19 protein-coding genes are annotated in these 15,346 nt (G+C 66.8%); 8 read left to right on the forward strand and 11 right to left on the reverse strand.

Annotated elements, in window-relative coordinates:
• From CRM90_RS24455 to CRM90_RS24470, 4 genes are read left to right on the forward strand one after another with little or no spacing between them, the layout of a single operon-like run.
• Entirely contained in the window at positions 1 to 654 is a 654-nt protein-coding gene (locus tag CRM90_RS24455) for a DUF4129 domain-containing protein (RefSeq protein WP_102809516.1), read from the forward strand.
• Entirely contained in the window at positions 651 to 1,772 is a 1,122-nt protein-coding gene (locus tag CRM90_RS24460; RefSeq protein WP_102809497.1) for a DUF4350 domain-containing protein, read from the forward strand. Before CRM90_RS24455 ends, CRM90_RS24460 begins: the two co-directional genes overlap by 4 nt.
• Complete coding sequence (locus CRM90_RS24465; protein ID WP_115317595.1) at positions 1,769 to 2,752, forward strand: AAA family ATPase; 984 nt, start codon at positions 1,769 to 1,771, stop codon at positions 2,750 to 2,752. Before CRM90_RS24460 ends, CRM90_RS24465 begins: the two co-directional genes overlap by 4 nt.
• The gene (locus tag CRM90_RS24470) at positions 2,752 to 4,074 is read left to right on the forward strand and encodes a DUF58 domain-containing protein (RefSeq protein ID WP_102809498.1); all 1,323 of its coding nucleotides are present in this window, start codon (positions 2,752 to 2,754) and stop codon (positions 4,072 to 4,074) included. The genes CRM90_RS24465 and CRM90_RS24470 overlap by 1 nt, the downstream gene beginning before the upstream one ends.
• Position 4,075: 1 nt before the next feature.
• On the opposite strand, the gene CRM90_RS24475 is transcribed toward CRM90_RS24470, so the two are convergent.
• Positions 4,076 to 5,068 (reverse strand): stage II sporulation protein M, encoded by a 993-nt coding sequence (locus CRM90_RS24475; RefSeq protein ID WP_102809499.1) that lies wholly within the window; start codon positions 5,066 to 5,068, stop codon positions 4,076 to 4,078.
• 28 nt (positions 5,069 to 5,096) lie between these two features.
• Here CRM90_RS24475 and CRM90_RS24480 point away from each other — a divergent pair, with 28 nt between their 5' ends.
• The gene (locus CRM90_RS24480) at positions 5,097 to 5,978 is read left to right on the forward strand and encodes an RDD family protein (RefSeq protein WP_102809500.1); all 882 of its coding nucleotides are present in this window, start codon (positions 5,097 to 5,099) and stop codon (positions 5,976 to 5,978) included.
• On the opposite strand, the gene CRM90_RS24485 is transcribed toward CRM90_RS24480, so the two are convergent.
• Positions 5,975 to 6,436, reverse strand: coding sequence for an anthrone oxygenase family protein (locus tag CRM90_RS24485; protein ID WP_102809501.1), 462 nt, complete (start codon positions 6,434 to 6,436; stop codon positions 5,975 to 5,977). The two genes, CRM90_RS24480 and CRM90_RS24485, sit on opposite strands and share 4 nt — an antisense overlap.
• Before the next feature lie 83 nt (positions 6,437 to 6,519).
• On the opposite strand from CRM90_RS24485, the gene CRM90_RS24490 reads away from it, so the two are divergent.
• Positions 6,520 to 7,452, forward strand: coding sequence for an AraC family transcriptional regulator (locus CRM90_RS24490; RefSeq protein WP_102809502.1), 933 nt, complete (start codon positions 6,520 to 6,522; stop codon positions 7,450 to 7,452).
• On the opposite strand, the gene CRM90_RS31075 is transcribed toward CRM90_RS24490, so the two are convergent.
• The 9 genes from CRM90_RS31075 to CRM90_RS24525 all read right to left on the reverse strand — a co-directional run bounded on the left by CRM90_RS31075 (position 7,439) and on the right by CRM90_RS24525 (position 13,831).
• Positions 7,439 to 7,780, reverse strand: coding sequence for a hypothetical protein (locus CRM90_RS31075; protein ID WP_233209491.1), 342 nt, complete (start codon positions 7,778 to 7,780; stop codon positions 7,439 to 7,441). The two genes, CRM90_RS24490 and CRM90_RS31075, sit on opposite strands and share 14 nt — an antisense overlap.
• A gap of 44 nt (positions 7,781 to 7,824) precedes the next feature.
• Entirely contained in the window at positions 7,825 to 8,982 is a 1,158-nt protein-coding gene (locus CRM90_RS24500) for a cation:proton antiporter (protein WP_102809519.1), read from the reverse strand.
• Positions 8,979 to 9,104 (reverse strand): hypothetical protein, encoded by a 126-nt coding sequence (locus CRM90_RS31375; protein ID WP_286145661.1) that lies wholly within the window; start codon positions 9,102 to 9,104, stop codon positions 8,979 to 8,981. Before CRM90_RS31375 ends, CRM90_RS24500 begins: the two co-directional genes overlap by 4 nt.
• Before the next feature lie 25 nt (positions 9,105 to 9,129).
• A complete protein-coding gene (locus CRM90_RS24505; protein ID WP_102809503.1) occupies positions 9,130 to 9,618 on the reverse strand; it encodes a nuclear transport factor 2 family protein in 489 nt (162 codons plus the stop codon).
• A 4-nt stretch (positions 9,619 to 9,622) separates the two neighbouring features.
• Positions 9,623 to 10,372: an SDR family oxidoreductase gene (locus CRM90_RS24510; protein ID WP_102809504.1), complete on the reverse strand. Its 750-nt coding sequence runs from the start codon at positions 10,370 to 10,372 to the stop codon at positions 9,623 to 9,625.
• Between the two features lie 235 nt (positions 10,373 to 10,607).
• The gene (locus CRM90_RS30335) at positions 10,608 to 11,096 is read right to left on the reverse strand and encodes a hypothetical protein (protein ID WP_142391442.1); all 489 of its coding nucleotides are present in this window, start codon (positions 11,094 to 11,096) and stop codon (positions 10,608 to 10,610) included.
• 6 nt (positions 11,097 to 11,102) lie between these two features.
• Positions 11,103 to 11,597, reverse strand: coding sequence for a hypothetical protein (locus CRM90_RS30340; protein WP_142391443.1), 495 nt, complete (start codon positions 11,595 to 11,597; stop codon positions 11,103 to 11,105).
• Positions 11,594 to 12,349 carry a hypothetical protein gene (locus tag CRM90_RS24520; protein WP_142391444.1) on the reverse strand — a complete coding sequence of 252 codons (756 nt, stop codon included), beginning with the start codon at positions 12,347 to 12,349 and terminating at the stop codon, positions 11,594 to 11,596. Before CRM90_RS24520 ends, CRM90_RS30340 begins: the two co-directional genes overlap by 4 nt.
• A gap of 135 nt (positions 12,350 to 12,484) precedes the next feature.
• Positions 12,485 to 13,831: a carotenoid oxygenase family protein gene (locus CRM90_RS24525; protein ID WP_102809507.1), complete on the reverse strand. Its 1,347-nt coding sequence runs from the start codon at positions 13,829 to 13,831 to the stop codon at positions 12,485 to 12,487.
• Between the two features lie 89 nt (positions 13,832 to 13,920).
• Here CRM90_RS24525 and CRM90_RS24530 point away from each other — a divergent pair, with 89 nt between their 5' ends.
• Both CRM90_RS24530 and CRM90_RS24535 read left to right on the forward strand, forming a co-directional pair.
• Positions 13,921 to 14,445, forward strand: a complete 525-nt coding sequence (locus CRM90_RS24530; protein WP_102809508.1) for a PadR family transcriptional regulator — start codon at positions 13,921 to 13,923, stop codon at positions 14,443 to 14,445.
• A gap of 83 nt (positions 14,446 to 14,528) precedes the next feature.
• On the forward strand, positions 14,529 to 15,260 hold the full coding sequence (locus tag CRM90_RS24535) for a PadR family transcriptional regulator (protein ID WP_102809509.1): 732 nt from the start codon (positions 14,529 to 14,531) through the stop codon (positions 15,258 to 15,260).
• Positions 15,261 to 15,346: the final 86 nt, after the last annotated feature.

The raw sequence follows: 15,346 nt of genomic DNA on the forward strand, positions 1-15,346 counted from the left end.
ATGCCTGTCATCGACATCGACCGGGAGACCGCGCACGACGCGGCCCAGCGTGAGCTGGCCAAACCGATCTACCCGACGGAATCGTTGACCGACAGGCTCAACGAGTGGTTCCAGGAACTGCTGTACCGGGTGATCGCAAAGGGGTCTTCCATTCCGGGCGGGTGGTTGACCATCGCGGTGCTGGCGATCGTGGTGCTGGTGGCGTTCATTCTCGCGGTGCGGATCGCCAAGCAGACAATGCGCACCAACCGCGGTGGCGACGCGGGACTGTTCGGCGCGCGCGAACTCAGCTCGGCCGAACACCGCGAAACTGCTGAGACGTATGCGGCGCAAGGTAACTGGGCTGCGGCCATCCGTCACCGGCTTCGCGCGGTGGCCCGCCACCTGGAGGAGACCGGTCTGCTCAACGCTGTCCCGGGCCGTACCGCCAACGAACTCGCCGCGGATGCCGGCGAGCTGCTGCCCGCTTTCGGCGGTGACTTACGCCGGGCGGCAACGGTGTTCAACGATGTCACCTACGGGGAACAGCCCGGAACCGAACCGGACTACCGGATGGTGGCCGCCCTCGACGACGCCCTGCACCGGCATGCCGACCCGACCGGTTCCGACGGCGGAGCTCCAGTCGTCGCCGACACCTGGGCTCCGCTGCGGTGAGCACCACCCTCAGCCAGCGGTGGCGCACCGGACGCTGGATTGCCTTGGCGCTGATCGTGATCTCGGCGATCGCGGCGGTCAGCGCGTTCCTCACCGCACCGCGACCGGGCGGCCGGATGGATCCGGACTCGACCAGCCCGGACGGCGCACACGCCCTGGTCGCCCTGCTGCGCGACCGCGGTGTCGACGTCGTCGTCGCCGAGAGCGTGGCGGATGTCGAGAAAGCCGCCCGCCCGGACTCCCTGCTGCTTGCGGCCGAAACATACAACACCCGCGGCCAGGATCTGCTGACCCGGCTCGCGGACGTCCCCGGCGACCGCCTGCTGCTGGAACCCACCTCGCGAGCGCGGCAGGCATTGGCCGCCGACGTCCGGCTCGGCGGTGCCAGCATGCTGACCTCCGAGCCCGATTGCGATCTGCGCGAGGCGAACCGCGCCGGAACCGTGCAATTGGGCGCCACCGACACCTATGAAAAGGCCGGCGACGTCGACGTGACCCGCTGTTACGGCGGCGCAGTGGTGCGCTATCAGGACGGCGGCCGCACCGTCACCGTCGTCGGCAGCGCGGACTTCATGACCAACGGCGGCCTACTCAGCGAGGGCAACGCCGCGCTGGCGATGAATCTGGCGGGTGACCGGCCCCGGCTCATCTGGTACGCCCCGCAGAAGCCGGAAGGTGAAGGGACAGCAGGATCGTCGCTGACGGATCTGATGCCCGACGCGGTCAACTGGCTGGTCTGGCAGCTGTGCCTGGTGGTGGTGCTGCTGGCCGTCTGGCAGGGCCGCCGGTTGGGGCCGCTGGTCGCCGAGAAACTGCCGGTGGTGGTGCGGGCCTCCGAGACGGTCGAGGGTCGCGCCCGGCTCTATCGGTCGCGCCGAGCCCGCGGACAGGCCGCCGAGGCCCTGCGTACCGCAACGCTGCAGCGACTGGCGCCGCGACTCGGCCTGGGCCCCAATGCCTCTCCCGCGGCGGTGACATCCGCGGTTGCGCAGCGCTACGCCGGGGACCCGAACACCCTGCAGCACCTGCTGTTCGGACCGCCCCCGTCGACCGATACCGATTTGCTCCACCTAGCCCATGCACTCGACGACATCGAAAGGCAGGTCACGACGTCGTGACGAATTTTGCCCAGCCTCCCGCACCCATCGCCGAGCATGACGCGGCGCGCAGCGCCCTGCTCGCCCTGCGCGGTGAGATCGCCAAAGCCGTTGTCGGGCAGGACGCCGTGGTGAGCGGGCTGGTGATCGCCCTGTTGTGCCGCGGACACGTTCTCCTGGAGGGCGTTCCGGGGGTGGCGAAGACACTGCTGGTGCGGGCGATGTCGGCCGCGCTGCAACTGGACTTCAAGCGCGTGCAGTTCACGCCGGACCTGATGCCGGGCGACGTCACCGGGTCGCTGGTCTATGACGCCAAGACCGCGGCGTTCGTGTTCCACGAAGGGCCGGTGTTCACCAACCTCATGCTGGCTGACGAGATCAACCGGACCCCGCCGAAAACGCAAGCGGCGCTGCTGGAGGCCATGGAGGAGCGTCAGGTCAGCGTCGACGGTGAGCCGCGTCCACTGCCGGACCCGTTCATCGTGGCCGCCACCCAGAACCCGATCGAGTACGAGGGCACCTATCAGCTGCCCGAGGCGCAGCTCGACCGGTTCCTGCTGAAGCTGAACGTCCCGCTGCCGCCGCGCGATCAGGAGATCGCGATCCTGTCCCGGCATGCGAACGGATTCGATCCCCGCGACCTGAGCGCCATCCGCCCGGTGGCCGGCACCGCCGAACTTGCCGCGGGCCGCGAAGCGGTGAAGCGGGTGCTGATCGCCGACGAGGTGTTGGCCTACATCGTCGACATCGTCGGCGCTACCCGGAATTCCCCGTCGCTGCAGCTGGGTGTGTCACCGCGCGGAGCGACCGCACTGTTGGGCACGGCCCGGTCCTGGGCGTGGTTGTCCGGCCGCGGTTACGTGACCCCGGACGACGTCAAGGCCATGGCCCGGCCGACGCTGCGCCATCGCATCGCGCTGCGCCCCGAGGCCGAACTCGAAGGCGCCACCCCCGACGGCGTGCTGGACGGCATCCTGGCCGCGGTGCCGGTGCCGCGCTAGTGATCCTCACCGGACGCGCCGGCCTGATCGCGCTGCTGGGCGCCCTCCCGATCACGCTGTCGCCCTGGCCGGCAACGACATTCGTCGTCGCGCTGCTGGTGCTGCTGCTCATCGTGGCCCTCGACCTGGCGCTGGCCGGAAGTCCGCAGGCTCTGCGCCTGACCCGCGAGCCAGACACCTCAGCGCGGTTGGGGCAGTCGGTGGATGCTGTGGTTCACATTCACAACACCGGGCGTCGCCGGTTCCGCGGTGCGGTGCGGGATGCCTGGCCGCCCAGCGCGTGTGCCGAACCTCGCGCGCATGACCTGTTCCTGCGCGCATCCGAAACTGCCACTGTCACAACTGTTTTACGTCCCGTCCGCCGCGGCGATCTCCGGTCGGAGGTGGTCACCGTCCGCTCGATCGGTCCCTTGGGTGTCGCCGGGCGGCAGCGGTCCCATCCGGTCGCGGGGCAGATGCGGATTCTGCCGCCGTTCCTGTCGCGCAAGCATCTGCCGTCGCGGCTGGCCCGGCTGCGGGAGATCGACGGGCTGCTGCCGGTGCTGATCCGCGGCCAGGGAACCGAATTCGATTCACTCCGCGAATATGTCGTCGGCGACGACGTCCGCTCGATCGACTGGCGCGCCACCGCGCGCCGAGCCGACGTGGTAGTGCGCACCTGGCGCCCCGAACGTGACCGGCGTGTGGTGATCGTGCTCGACACCGGTCGCACGTCGGCGGGTCGTGTCGGTGTCGATCCCACCGCCCGGGACCCCGGCGGCTGGCCTCGGCTGGACTGGTCGATGGACGCCGCGCTGCTGCTGGGTGCGCTGGCATCGCGCGCCGGCGACCATGTCGACTTCCTGGCCCACGACCGGCTCACCCGCGCAGCGGTTTTCGGCGCCTCCCGCACCGAGCTGCTGGCTCACCTGGTGGAGGCGATGGCGCCGCTGGAGCCGGCGCTGATCGAATCGGATGCGACCGCGATGGTGGCCGCCGTCCAGCGCCGGGTGCGCCGTCGGGCGCTGGTGGTGCTACTGACCGACCTGAACTCCTCTGCACTCGACGAGGGGCTGCTGCCGGTGCTCCCGCGGTTGTCGGCCAAACATCAGGTGATCGTTGCCGCGGTGTCGGATCCGCGGGTCGACGAGCTGGCTGCCGGCCGCGCCGACGCCGCCCAGGTCTACGACGCGGCAGCCGCCGAACGGGCCCGCAACGACCGGCGCAGCATCGCAAGCCGGCTGCGGCACAGCGGTGTCGAGGTGGTCGACGCGTCGCCGGAGGACCTCGCACCGGCCCTGGCCGACCGCTACCTGTCGATGAAAGCCACCGGCCGCCTGTAGGTCAGCCGGTCGGCACCACGTCGGGGGCGTTCTCGACGTCGCCGGTTTCTCCGGCGCGGCTGGCTTTGCGGCCGAAGTAGACGACATACGCCAGGAATCCGGCCTCGGCGGCCACCCCGATGCCGATTCGGACGAACGTCGGCAGCGGCGACGGCGTCACCAGCGCCTCGATCAGACCCGACACCAGCAACACCCCGGCGAGCCCGACCGCCGCCGCGACCACGGCGCGGCCCTGCTCGGCGAGCGCCTGGCCGCGTGGCCGGTCACCCGGCGAGATGACCGTCCACCCCAGCCGCATGCCGACCGCGCCGGCCAGGAACACCGCCGTCAGTTCGAGCAGCCCGTGCGGTATGAGCAGCCCGAACAACACATCAGCCTTGCCCGCGTGGATCATCAAGCCGCCCATCACACCGAGATTGGCCGCGTTCTGGAAGATCACCCACGGGATCGGGATGCCCAGCAGGATCGCGAACCCGATGCACTGCGCGGCCACCCAGGAGTTGTTCACCCACACTCGCAACGCGAACGAGCCGGCCGGATTCTCGCTGTAGTACGAGGCGAAGTCGTGGTTGATCAGATGTTCGATCTCCTGCGGCGTGCTCAGCGCCGACTGCACCTCCGGACTGCCACCGACCCAGATCCCGATGACCGTCGCCACGGCGAAGAACGCGACGGCAGTCGCCAGCCACCAGCGCCAGGCTCGGTAGGCCACCACCGGGAACGACACCGTCCAGAACCGGGCGAACTCGTGCCACATCGGGGCGTGCGCACCGGTGACGGCCGCGCGGGCCCGCGCCACCAGGCTGGAGAGCCGCCCCACCAGAACCGAGTCCGACGAGGCCGAACGCACCATCGACAGATGCGTCGAGACCCGCTGGTAGAGCTCGACGAGTTCGTCCACTTCCGGCCCGGACAGGCGACGGCGCCGCTTGACCAGCTGCTCGAGCCGAGTCCAGGTGTCCTGGTGGGCCAGCACGAATGCGTCGACGTCCACCCGGCCGACACTAGTACCGTTGACCGTTATGGTGCCCGAGACGGTGGTGACCGGGGACGCCGTCGTCCTCGACGTCCAGATCGCCCAATTGCCGGTGCGGGCCGTCAGCGCACTCATCGACATCGCGATCATCCTGGTCGGCTACATCATCGGTGTGCTGCTGTGGGCCGCCACGATCACCCAGTTCGACGAGGCACTGTCCGCCGCGATTCTGATCATCTTCACGGTGCTGGTGATGGTCGGCTATCCGGTCGTCTTCGAGACCGCCACGCGGGGAAGGACACTCGGCAAGATCGCGATGGGCCTTCGAGTAGTGTCCGACGACGGCGGCCCGGAACGCTTTCGCCAGGCCCTGTTTCGGGCATTGGCGGGTTTCGTGGAGATCTGGATGTTCATGGGCGGACCCGCGGTGATCTGCAGCCTGGTCTCACCGCGGGGCAAACGCATCGGTGACGTCTTCGCCGGCACCGTCGTGATCAGTGAACGGGGCCCGAAGATGCCGCCCCCGCCTGCGATGCCGCCGTCGCTGGCGTGGTGGGCCGCCTCGTTGGAACTGTCCGCGCTGGGCCCCGAGCAGGCGGAGCTGGCGCGTCAATTCCTCGCTCGCGCACCTGAATTGGATCCCTACGTGCGTGACGACATGGCGTTCCGCATCGCGGTCGACGTGGTCGGCCGCATCTCGCCTCCGCCGCCACCGGGCACGCCGCCGCACTATGTGTTGGCCGCTGTGCTCGCCGAGCGGCACCGCCGCGAGTTGGCCCGGCTCCGCCCGCCGGAATTTGTCCCGCAGTATCCACCCGGGCCGCCGCCGTATCCACCCGGGCCGCCGCCGTCGTATCCGCTCCCCCCGCCGCCGGGGCCCGTGCCGTCGGCGCCCCCGCCGCCCGACGGATTCGTACCGCCCAGCTAGCGCAGGCGCACACCGGTCAGTATCAGCGCCGAACCCGCCAGTGCCGCGACGGTCCGCACGTGGTTCCACGTCGTCCAGGTCCGGTAGTAGTCCTGCCATGTCAACGACGCGGCCAGCCGGTCGTTCAGCGGCACGTTCACCACGATGGTCACGATGAACGGCACCAACGCCAGCACGGCCCCGGCGACCAGCCAGCCGCTGCCCGGAAGCCGCCACTGCATCAACGCGGAGACGCCCACGAGGACGGCAACCAACGCCGACCCCACAAAGAGGGTCAAGAACGGGGCATTCGTCCCGGCCTCGGCGTTGATACCGCGCATCGCAGTGGCGGCGTCGTCGGGACCGGTCTGGTCCAGGCCGCGCATCACGAACGTGGAGAAGGCGTAGAACACACCGCCAACTGCGGCAGCGGCGATCGCGGCGACGGTGGCGAGCACGACGACGGGAGAATTCGGCATGGTGCCAGCAGACCAGGTGACGGTGAGACTGAGAATGGTTCAGAATGCATAATCCATACGCGTAAGTCTCTAGTCTGGGCGATGTGGATGCGTTAGTGGGCCTGCTGGATGGGGTGCGCGCTCACGGCGCGTTCGTTCTGCGGATGGTGCTCGACCCGCCGTGGTCCATGCGTCTCCAGGATGAGGCCCCGCTGACGGTCATCTGCCTGACCGACGGGGACGCGGTGCTCTCCCCCGACGGCGGCGAGGCGATCGGCCTGCATTCCGGTGACGTCGCCTTGACCCGCGGCACCAAGCACTACGTGCTCGCCGACGACATCACCACACCCGCCCAGATCGTCATCCACCCGGGTCAGCGGTGCACGACGCTGACCGGTGCTGACCTGACGTTCACGATGGCGCTGGGGCTCCGCACATGGGGCAACAGCGCAGCCGGCGCCACCCGCGCCGTCGTCGGGGCGTACGAAGGCCACAGCGCGGTGAGCGCCCGACTACTCGGCGCGCTGCCGGACGTCGCCGTGTTGCGGGCGGCCGACTGGGTCAGTCCGCTGCCGCAGGCATTGGCCGCCGAGGCCGTTCGCGACGGCCCCGGTCAGGAAGCCTTCCTCGACCGCCTGCTCGATCTACTCCTGCTCGACTTCCTGCGAACCTGGTTCAACCGACCGGGCAACGCCCCGACGTGGTGGGCCGCCGAGGCCGATACGCTCGTCGGTCCGGCGATCCGACTCATGTACAACGACCCGGCTCATCCATGGACGGTTGCGAATCTTGCTGCCGCGGTGGGGAGTTCACGCGCGTCATTCGCCAAGCGATTCACCGCGCTGGTCGGAGAATCCCCCATCGCGTTCCTGACCGGATGGCGGCTGGCCCTGGCCGCAGATCTGTTGAGCTCCTCCGAGCTCACCGTCGGCGCCGTCGCACGCCACGTCGGCTACGGCACACCGTTCGCGCTCAGCACCGCGTTCAAACGGGCCCATGGTGTGAGCCCCACGGCCTTCCGGGTTAGGAGAACGTAGCGAACAGGATGGCGATGTCGACGATCAGCAGCACCCACGCGGCGACGGGAACCACCCAGCCGCGTGGATGTTTCGCCGTGAAGATGGTGATGACGACAGCCAGGACCGCGATCACCGGCGCGCCGTAGGTGAGCAGCCCGTAGACGAAGCCGCTCGGCTTCGGGCAATTGGGATTGCTGCACGCAGCGGTCCCCATCACCGCGCCCATGGCGAACAATTGAACAACCCCCGCGCCCACCAGGGTGGACAGCGCCAACAGCCAGTTGGTCCAGAGCCGCGCGCGCGGCGCCTTCTCGGGGTTGGTTTCGGTGGCGTTCGATGCGGTCATGGACGTCGGCTACCCCAACCGGACAACCGGCACACGTCGTGACGCTACGCAGCCGGCGTCGGTGGCAGTTCCCGGTGCCGTCGAGCTGCGATCACGCTGGCAATCGAGGTGACGCCGATGGTCAGCAACGCGCCGAGCATCAACGCGGAGGGTTCGCCCGCGGTCAGCAGACCGTTCTGGGTGCCGAGAGTGGCCGCGGCGACCGGCACTCCGAGTTGAGCGGCGGCCAGCGCGGCCAGCGTCAGGGGCTGCCCGGTCAGCCGCGCGGCGCAATGCGCCAACACCGCGCCGATGCCCAGCCCGATTCCCAGCAGGATGTAGGCCGGATGGTCGCCGAGTTCACGTACCTGCAGCGAGGCGCCTAGCCAGACGAAGAACAGCGGGCTGAACAGACCTTCGGTGATGCCGAACAGCTGGCGGGCCAGCCGCCTCGGTTCGCCCGCCGCCTTGACTGCCAGGCCCAGGGCGAACCCGGCCAACATGATCGACACGTGGGTGGTAATCGCGAGGGTGGCAAGCGCGAAGAGCACGAGCAAACTGATGCGCAACTCGAGGGCGAAGTTGTTGCGCTCGGAGAAGTGATGTAGCCGCCTGCGCCAACCTCTCCGGTCGGACACCCAGAGTCCGAGGAACACCAGGCCGGCACAGAATGCGATGAGCAGCGCGCCGGAGGCCGCGGCCAGCGCACGGTCCGGGTCGATCACCAACGGCAGCAACACGATCGACGTCGCGTCTGCGATCGCGATCTGTGTGGTGACCGCCTGCACCGCGGCCCCGCCGAGGCCGAGTTGCTGGATGACCGGCAGGGCCAGTGCCGCCGACGACGACGCCATCAACACCGCATACACCGCGGCGTGGCCGGTGTGGAACGCTGCCGCCAACCCGACCGCCACGCCGGTCGCGACAGCGCCCACCAGCACCGCCCGCACGACCGCCATGGGAATCGAGGAGCGGAGGGTGGCATCGCGGATCGGCACATGCGTGCCCACCACGAACATCACCAACGCGAAGCCGATGTCGGCCAGCAGGCTGAACGTCTTGTCACCAGGGTCGACGAGGCCGAAACCCGTTCTGCCGATGAGTAATCCCACCGCCAACTCGCCGATGACGACCGGGATCCGCAGCCGCGGAACCGACGCCAGAAGCGGGCCTGCCAAGCCGACGACCGCGACCAGCGCCAGGGTGGAGAAGCCGAAGCTCACGCCGCGTGCACCCACGACACGAGCCGGCACGGGATCGCGGTGTTCTCGTCGGTGAGAGTGCTCACATAGTCTGCCGCGTCATAGTCGTGCTCTTCCGGGCCGTCCAGCCATTTCACCACCATGGTGTGCTGAGGGTACTCGCAACCCCTACAGGCCAAAGCGTTTCATGAGGACAGACAGCGGATCGTCAGTGTCGCGGGTACCGCGAGGTCCGGGCTGTTCCGGGGCGACGAACACATCCGGACGGGTCCACTCCCGCACCGCCCAGCGCTCAGCGATCGCCCACCGACCGTCACGGCGCTCCATGAGGTCGACGTAGCGTGCGCCGGTGGTGAAATTCGCGCGCTGACCCGAGTCCGGCGGGCCCCAATGCGTTGCCATCACGTAGGTCTCGCTGATGGCGGTGTCGTGATCGACGAAGTCGACGTGGTGGTTGCCGATGAAATGCATTGTTCCGGCGAGGTATTCGAGGCCCTTGCGCACCCACGAGACGTATTCGTCGACGGTTCCGTCGAAACCGGTGTGGTGGTCGATGCCGTCGTCGTGGTAGGCCTGCCGCACCAGCTCGACGTCGAGCCGATCGATGCCACGGCAATACCGGGTGACCACATCTCGGATCGCCTGGACGTCGGCCATCCGGTCAGACACCGTAGCCGCCGTCGACGTCCAGCTTCTGGCCGGTGATGAACCGGGCTCGCGGCGAGGCCAGGAAGCACACCGCCTCCGCGATGTCGGTGGCATCGCCGAAGCGGCCCAGCGGGGTGTTGCGCCGGGCGGCGTCGAGCGCCTTCTCGTCGAGGTCACCGTTGGCGATCAGTCGCTGCGCGTTGCCGTCGACGAGCATCCCCGGTCCGACACAGTTGGCACGCACCCCGAATCTGCCCTCCTCGGAGGCAATCCCGCGAATCAGCGCTTCGATGGCGGCCTTCGGCGCGACCGAGAGCCCGTCGCGGACCGCGAAGCGCCGGGTGGCGGCGGTGGTGACGGCCACGAGACTGCCCTGCGACGCGCGCAGGTGTGGCAGTGCGGCGGTGACGACGTTGAAGAAGCCTGCGGTGTCGGTGTTCAGCTGTCGATCGAACTGGTCGGGATCGACGGTGCTGAGGTGCCGCATCGGCACATGCGCGCCTGCGGCGTGGACGACGGTGTGTACGCCGCCCTCGCCGGCGAACGAGTCGACGACGCTGCGTACCGCTGCGGCGTCGGTGATGTCGAGCTGCTCGGCGGTCACGCCATCCCCCGCGATTTCCGCTGCCTTGCCTGCGTTGCCGAGGTAGGTGAAGACCACCCCCGACCCACGCGCGACGAGCATCTGGACGATCTCGGCGCCGATCCCGCCGGTGCCGCCGACGACGATGGCCGTGCCCGGCAGCGCGCTGAAGTCGCCCATGAGCTCATATCGTTGCAGGGTCGACGCCGGGCAGGTGACGGAGTACCGCTACGCGGGAATCCAGTTGCCGTGGAGCTACAAACCGAATGTCGACCGGCCGTTCTTGTCAGTCGAAGTTGACGTCAACCACCCGAGACATCGACATCCTCTACATACCACTAGGCGCTAAGTGGTCGAACCTAAAGCACGCCCGTAAACGGCGCCGCCCAATTACCTTCAGAGCATCGTCAGACGCTCAATTATTCTCGACCGGCACTTCCTCGGCAGGGGAGTCAGAGGCCGGCTCGGGGTCGGACTCGAAATAGTCAAGGTTCCCAAGGATGCGATCCCGGACCTTATTCCACACGCTCGGCGTAGGTATCCCGTCAGGACCACGAATCAGCCCGTGCGCCCTACCGACGAGAGGATCATCTGTCGGATTCTCGATTACACCCGTCTCGGAACGAACATGACGCGCCGCGAAGCGTGCAACGCCGTGAGTGCTCCAATCTTTGCACAAATCAAAGGTTTTCAGTCCGTGACGAACCAGCAAACCTCGAATCGAGATGGATAAGCCATCAGGCTCATCCGCAATCCTGAATGCGGCCGTGGTCGGCCGCTTCTTTCCGGTGACCGGATCCACGACCTTGAGATGGCTTGGCTTATCCGGAACACGCCGATAGAGCTGCTCATCATCCGCGAACTGGTCATCGTCGTAGTCCCCAGCCGACCCCCGTTTAATCACATCCGGTCAACGAATTAGACTGCGCCACTCGGGATTACGGCGTTCCACTTCCTTCGAAAACTGGTTCAGCGAGTGTTCCAAGCCGATCAGCGGCAACTCGGTACCCTCGTCCGAATACGACTCACACGCGATGTTCCTCGCCGACCACCAATACCAGGACTGGTAGACGATGATGGTCAGTGACATCTCTTCTGCCACCCAGTAGAAGGACAGAGCGTCGTCGTCGGGTGAGATCGCTGCATCCACAGTATTGAGCTTGAACAGGAACTTGATCAGTTCCTTCCCCCGCGTAGCGATAGCTGAACTCACATAACCCTCGATGACCAGCCTGTCGATTGCCGCATATCCACGCTTAGCTGCCTCACCAGTAGGCGAAGGGGCGGTGTCAGCATCGTCCCAATCGTGGGCGTCGACTTTCGCCTCCCATGCCCCACGGAAGGCCGCGTGACGATGCGCAGATTGACCGGAAAATGTAGACCAATCTGTATCGGCGACCGTCATGATCTTGCCTCCCAATCGCTCTTCATGGTCTCACTGAAGCTGGACTCGAACGTCTGATTCTCCAGGTTGTGAGCGGCATCCAGCAACTTCCTCGCCAACTCCGTTGCGCCAACTGGCAACCTGGCCGCATCGTCAGCGGGCGCCGCCACTGCAAAGATATCGACTTCAGGGGGTTGTTCCTTACCGGCGTCCATTTGAACATTCACTGCGCGCTTCGTCCCGTCCACCTCGTCTTCTCGGTACACACGGAAGCCGAAGTGCACGGCATCATCGAGCATCGTTGTTGTGTTCGCTTGCCCTGACAGAAAGGTGCTCAGCCAACGCTGTCCGCCGATTCCGTCGAGGGTGTTGGTGTAGTAACACTGACATCCTTCGACCACCACTGTGCTGTCGGACGATGAGTCCACCACCCGCACAAACTCGGAAAATCGCTCAATGAGCTCGTCCGCAAGGGTTGCGTAACCCGGATATCCACTGTTCTCGACGTCGGCGTCAAACTTCCAGGTCAAGGAGAACTGATCGAACTGAAACCCCAGCGTGCGGGAAAGCGAGCTATCAGCTAACTGTGCGGCTGGCATAGGCCAAGTCAGCGCAAACAAATCGGCGTGAGGCACCATGTCGGTTCGACGCGTTTTCGGCGCCGCCTGCTTGAACCCCGGATATGCATCCGCCCACTCGTTGCGAAGCTGGGTGATGACTCCCAAGTCGAGATCGAACGGCTTAAAGTACACGGTGAAGACGGTCAACCGCACTGGCGGACGTCCGTACTGCCTATCCCCCACCGCTGCCATGTTGCTCATAATTGCATAAACGCACGACACACAGGGTTTGTGCCTCTACTCGTGTCTGATCTCTTGCGGGCGCAAGTCGCAGGTGACGGAGTACCGCTACGCGGGAATCCAGTTGCCGTGGAAGCCGTATGGCACCCGGCGCGGCAGCTGGATTCGGGCCACCGGCTTACCCGCGAAGTCCGACGCATCCAGGATCACCAGATCGCTTCCGTCCCGTGCGCCGTCGTAGACGTAGGCGATATACCAGCCGTTGCTTTCGTCGGCCGGTCCCGACGTCGACGGGACGAAGACCGCCTCCCCCGGCCCACCCGGCACCAGTCCGGTGCTGAAGCGGTGCTCGACGGCGCTGCCGTCGGTCAGGTCGTGACGCACCAGGCTCGCGTCGCCGACGGAGACCGAGTAGCGGGCGGGCAGGCCGGCCAGCCGGTCGTCGATCCGCGGGAATTCCACCGCGCGGTCGTCGAGCTGACGCTCGCTGACCGTGCCGTTCTGCAGGTCGATCGTCCAGCTCCACATCACCGCATTGGCGTCGAAACCGCCGTTGTCCCGCCACAGTTCGGCGTAGCGAACCGCCTGCAGCACAATCGATTTACCGTCAGCGGACTCGTGCGCATTCGTTACGTGGAAGACGTAACAGGGGTCGATCTCGAACCAGCGAACCTCACCGAACGGATCATCGCGCCGCAGCACACCGAGCCGGGCGCCGTAGTCGTCGTCCCATCGGTAGGGCATGTCACCTTCGCCGCGCATCGCGATGTCGAGGTTGAACACGATCGGCAGGTCCATGAAGATCACGTGCTCGGCGGTCATCGCGAAGTCGTGCATCATGGTGTGCGCCTTGACGTCCAGTGGACGGTTGACGGTCAGCTCGCCGTTGGCGTCGGCGCGGTGATAGGTGACGTACGGCTCGAAGATGCTGCCGTATCCGAAGAAATGCAGTTCCCCGGTGGTCGGGCAGATCTTCGGGTGCGCGGTCATCGAGTTCTGCAGCTTGCCGTCGAAGTCGTAGCAGCCCACCGTGTCCAGTTCGTTGGTGATCTCGTACGGGAACGAGGACTCCACCAGCGCGAGCGTCTTGCCGGCGTGGTTGACGACGTGGGTGTTGGCGACCGCGGCCCGCAGGTCACGCGTCCCGTCCTCGCGGTAGAGCGGGAACGGGTCGACGAAGCTGTCGGTGCGCACCCACCGATTGCGGTACCACTTGGCCGCGCCGTCTTCGATGCGGACGCCGTGGATCATCCCGTCGCCGGTGAACCAATGGCTGTTGGCCTCCCGGGGGTTCGGCCCGTTGCGCAGATACCAGCCGTCGAGCTCGGTCGGAATCGTGCCCTCGACGGGCAGGGTGTATTCGGTGAGTTCGTCCGGCACCGGCGCGTAGTTACCACGCTGGAAGAACTGCCCCTCGGCGGGCAAGTTGGTTGAGTCGGTCGTGGTGTCCGTCATGCCGCTAACTGTGACAGTCCACTGATGACCTGTCAATGGTGGTACGTGAGATATTCCAGAACTGACATGTCGAGCTTTACGATGGTCGCGTGAGTCTTCGGTACGCGGCACTGGGCCTGCTCGCCCAGGAGCCCGGCAGCGGGTACGACCTGCTCAAACGCTTCGATGTGTCGATGGCCAACGTGTGGCCGGCGACCCAGAGCCAGCTCTACGGCGAGCTCAACAAACTCGCCGATGCCGGCCTGATCGAGGTCACCGACGTCGGCCCGCGCGGACGCAAGGAGTACCGCGTCACCGATGCCGGACGTCAGGATCTTCTGCGCTGGATGACCAACCCCCAGGATGACCCGCCCTACCGCAGCGCCGAGTTGCTGCGGGTGTTCCTGCTCAGCGAAATGACTCCCGAGCAGGCCCGGGCCTACATGGTCTCGGTCGCCGAGCATGCCGAAGCCGAGCTCACCCGCTACGAACAGGTGCGCGACTGCATGGAGTGGGGCGACACCGACGTCGGGTTCTACGGACGCGCGGCCTTGGAATTCGGACTGCGAGTAGAGGCCATGGAGGCCGACTGGGCGCGCTGGGTGGTCGAGGAAATCGACCGGCGATCCAACTAACCGTTGCATCGCGATAGTTTCCGATATATCGTCAACGTATCGGAAACGCATTCGGCGTTTCCAGACCAGAAACGAGAATCTCTATGAACACCCCATTTCCCCAGTTCGGAGGCCCTGATATGGGCCGGCCCGGGTTTGGTCCCGGCTTCGGTCCGGGTTTCGGTTTCGCCCCCGCCGGCCGTGGCCGCCGGCACGGCCGCCGCGAATTCCGCGATCAACTGCGTGAGCAGTTCCGCGAGCACGGCGGTCACCACGACGGTCCGCCGTTCGGCCCGCGCGGCGGCTTCGGTCCCGGCTTTGGTCCCGGCTTCGGCCCGGGCGGCTTCGGTCCCGGTGGCGGCGGACGCGGCGGTCGCCGCGGACATGGCCGCGGCCGAGGTCGTCGCGGTGACGTGCGTGCCGCCATCCTCAAACTGCTCGCCGAGCGGCCGATGCACGGCTACGAGATGATCCAGGAGATCGCCGAGCGCACCCAGGATCTGTGGAAGCCCAGCCCCGGCTCGGTCTATCCGACCCTGCAGCTGCTGGTCGACGAAGGTCTGCTGGTGGCAAGCGAATCCGAAGGCAGCAAGAAGCTCTTCGAGCTGACCGACGACGGTCGCGCCGCCGCCGACAAGATCGAGACCGCCCCCTGGGACGAGATCACCGAAGGTGCCGACCCCGGCCAGGTCAACATCCGTGCCGCCGTGGGCCAGTTGTTCGGCGCCGTGCGACAGGCGGCTTTCGCTGCCAACCCGGAGCAGCAGCAGCGCATCATCGACATCGTCAACACCGCGCGTCGCGAGATCTACCAGATCCTTGGCGAATCCGAGTAACCAGAAACTTGGGCGCGGTTTCGTGCGCACACCCTCTTTGCCAGGCTGGTTGTGAGTCAGTTCGCGACCAGTTCTAGGAGGGTGTG

The organism is Mycobacterium sp. ENV421, assembly GCF_002887815.1.
Taxonomy (GTDB): Bacteria; Actinomycetota; Actinomycetes; order Mycobacteriales; family Mycobacteriaceae; genus Mycobacterium.

Excerpts from the sequence above, each read along its gene's own strand:
- CRM90_RS24455 (WP_102809516.1), top strand. The coding sequence starts at position 1 with ATGCCTGTCATCGACATCGACCGGGAGACCGCGCACGACGCGGCCCAG.
- CRM90_RS24480 (WP_102809500.1), top strand. The coding sequence starts at position 5,097 with ATGGTGCCCGAGACGGTGGTGACCGGGGACGCCGTCGTCCTCGACGTC.
- CRM90_RS24485 (WP_102809501.1), bottom strand. The coding sequence starts at position 6,436 with ATGCCGAATTCTCCCGTCGTCGTGCTCGCCACCGTCGCCGCGATCGCC.
- CRM90_RS31075 (WP_233209491.1), bottom strand. The coding sequence starts at position 7,780 with ATGACCGCATCGAACGCCACCGAAACCAACCCCGAGAAGGCGCCGCGC.
- CRM90_RS31375 (WP_286145661.1), bottom strand. The coding sequence starts at position 9,104 with ATGGTGGTGAAATGGCTGGACGGCCCGGAAGAGCACGACTATGACGCG.
- CRM90_RS24505 (WP_102809503.1), bottom strand. The coding sequence starts at position 9,618 with ATGGCCGACGTCCAGGCGATCCGAGATGTGGTCACCCGGTATTGCCGT.
- CRM90_RS24510 (WP_102809504.1), bottom strand. The coding sequence starts at position 10,372 with ATGGGCGACTTCAGCGCGCTGCCGGGCACGGCCATCGTCGTCGGCGGC.
- CRM90_RS30340 (WP_142391443.1), bottom strand. The coding sequence starts at position 11,597 with ATGACGGTCGCCGATACAGATTGGTCTACATTTTCCGGTCAATCTGCG.
- CRM90_RS24525 (WP_102809507.1), bottom strand. The coding sequence starts at position 13,831 with ATGACGGACACCACGACCGACTCAACCAACTTGCCCGCCGAGGGGCAG.
- CRM90_RS24535 (WP_102809509.1), top strand. The coding sequence starts at position 14,529 with ATGAACACCCCATTTCCCCAGTTCGGAGGCCCTGATATGGGCCGGCCC.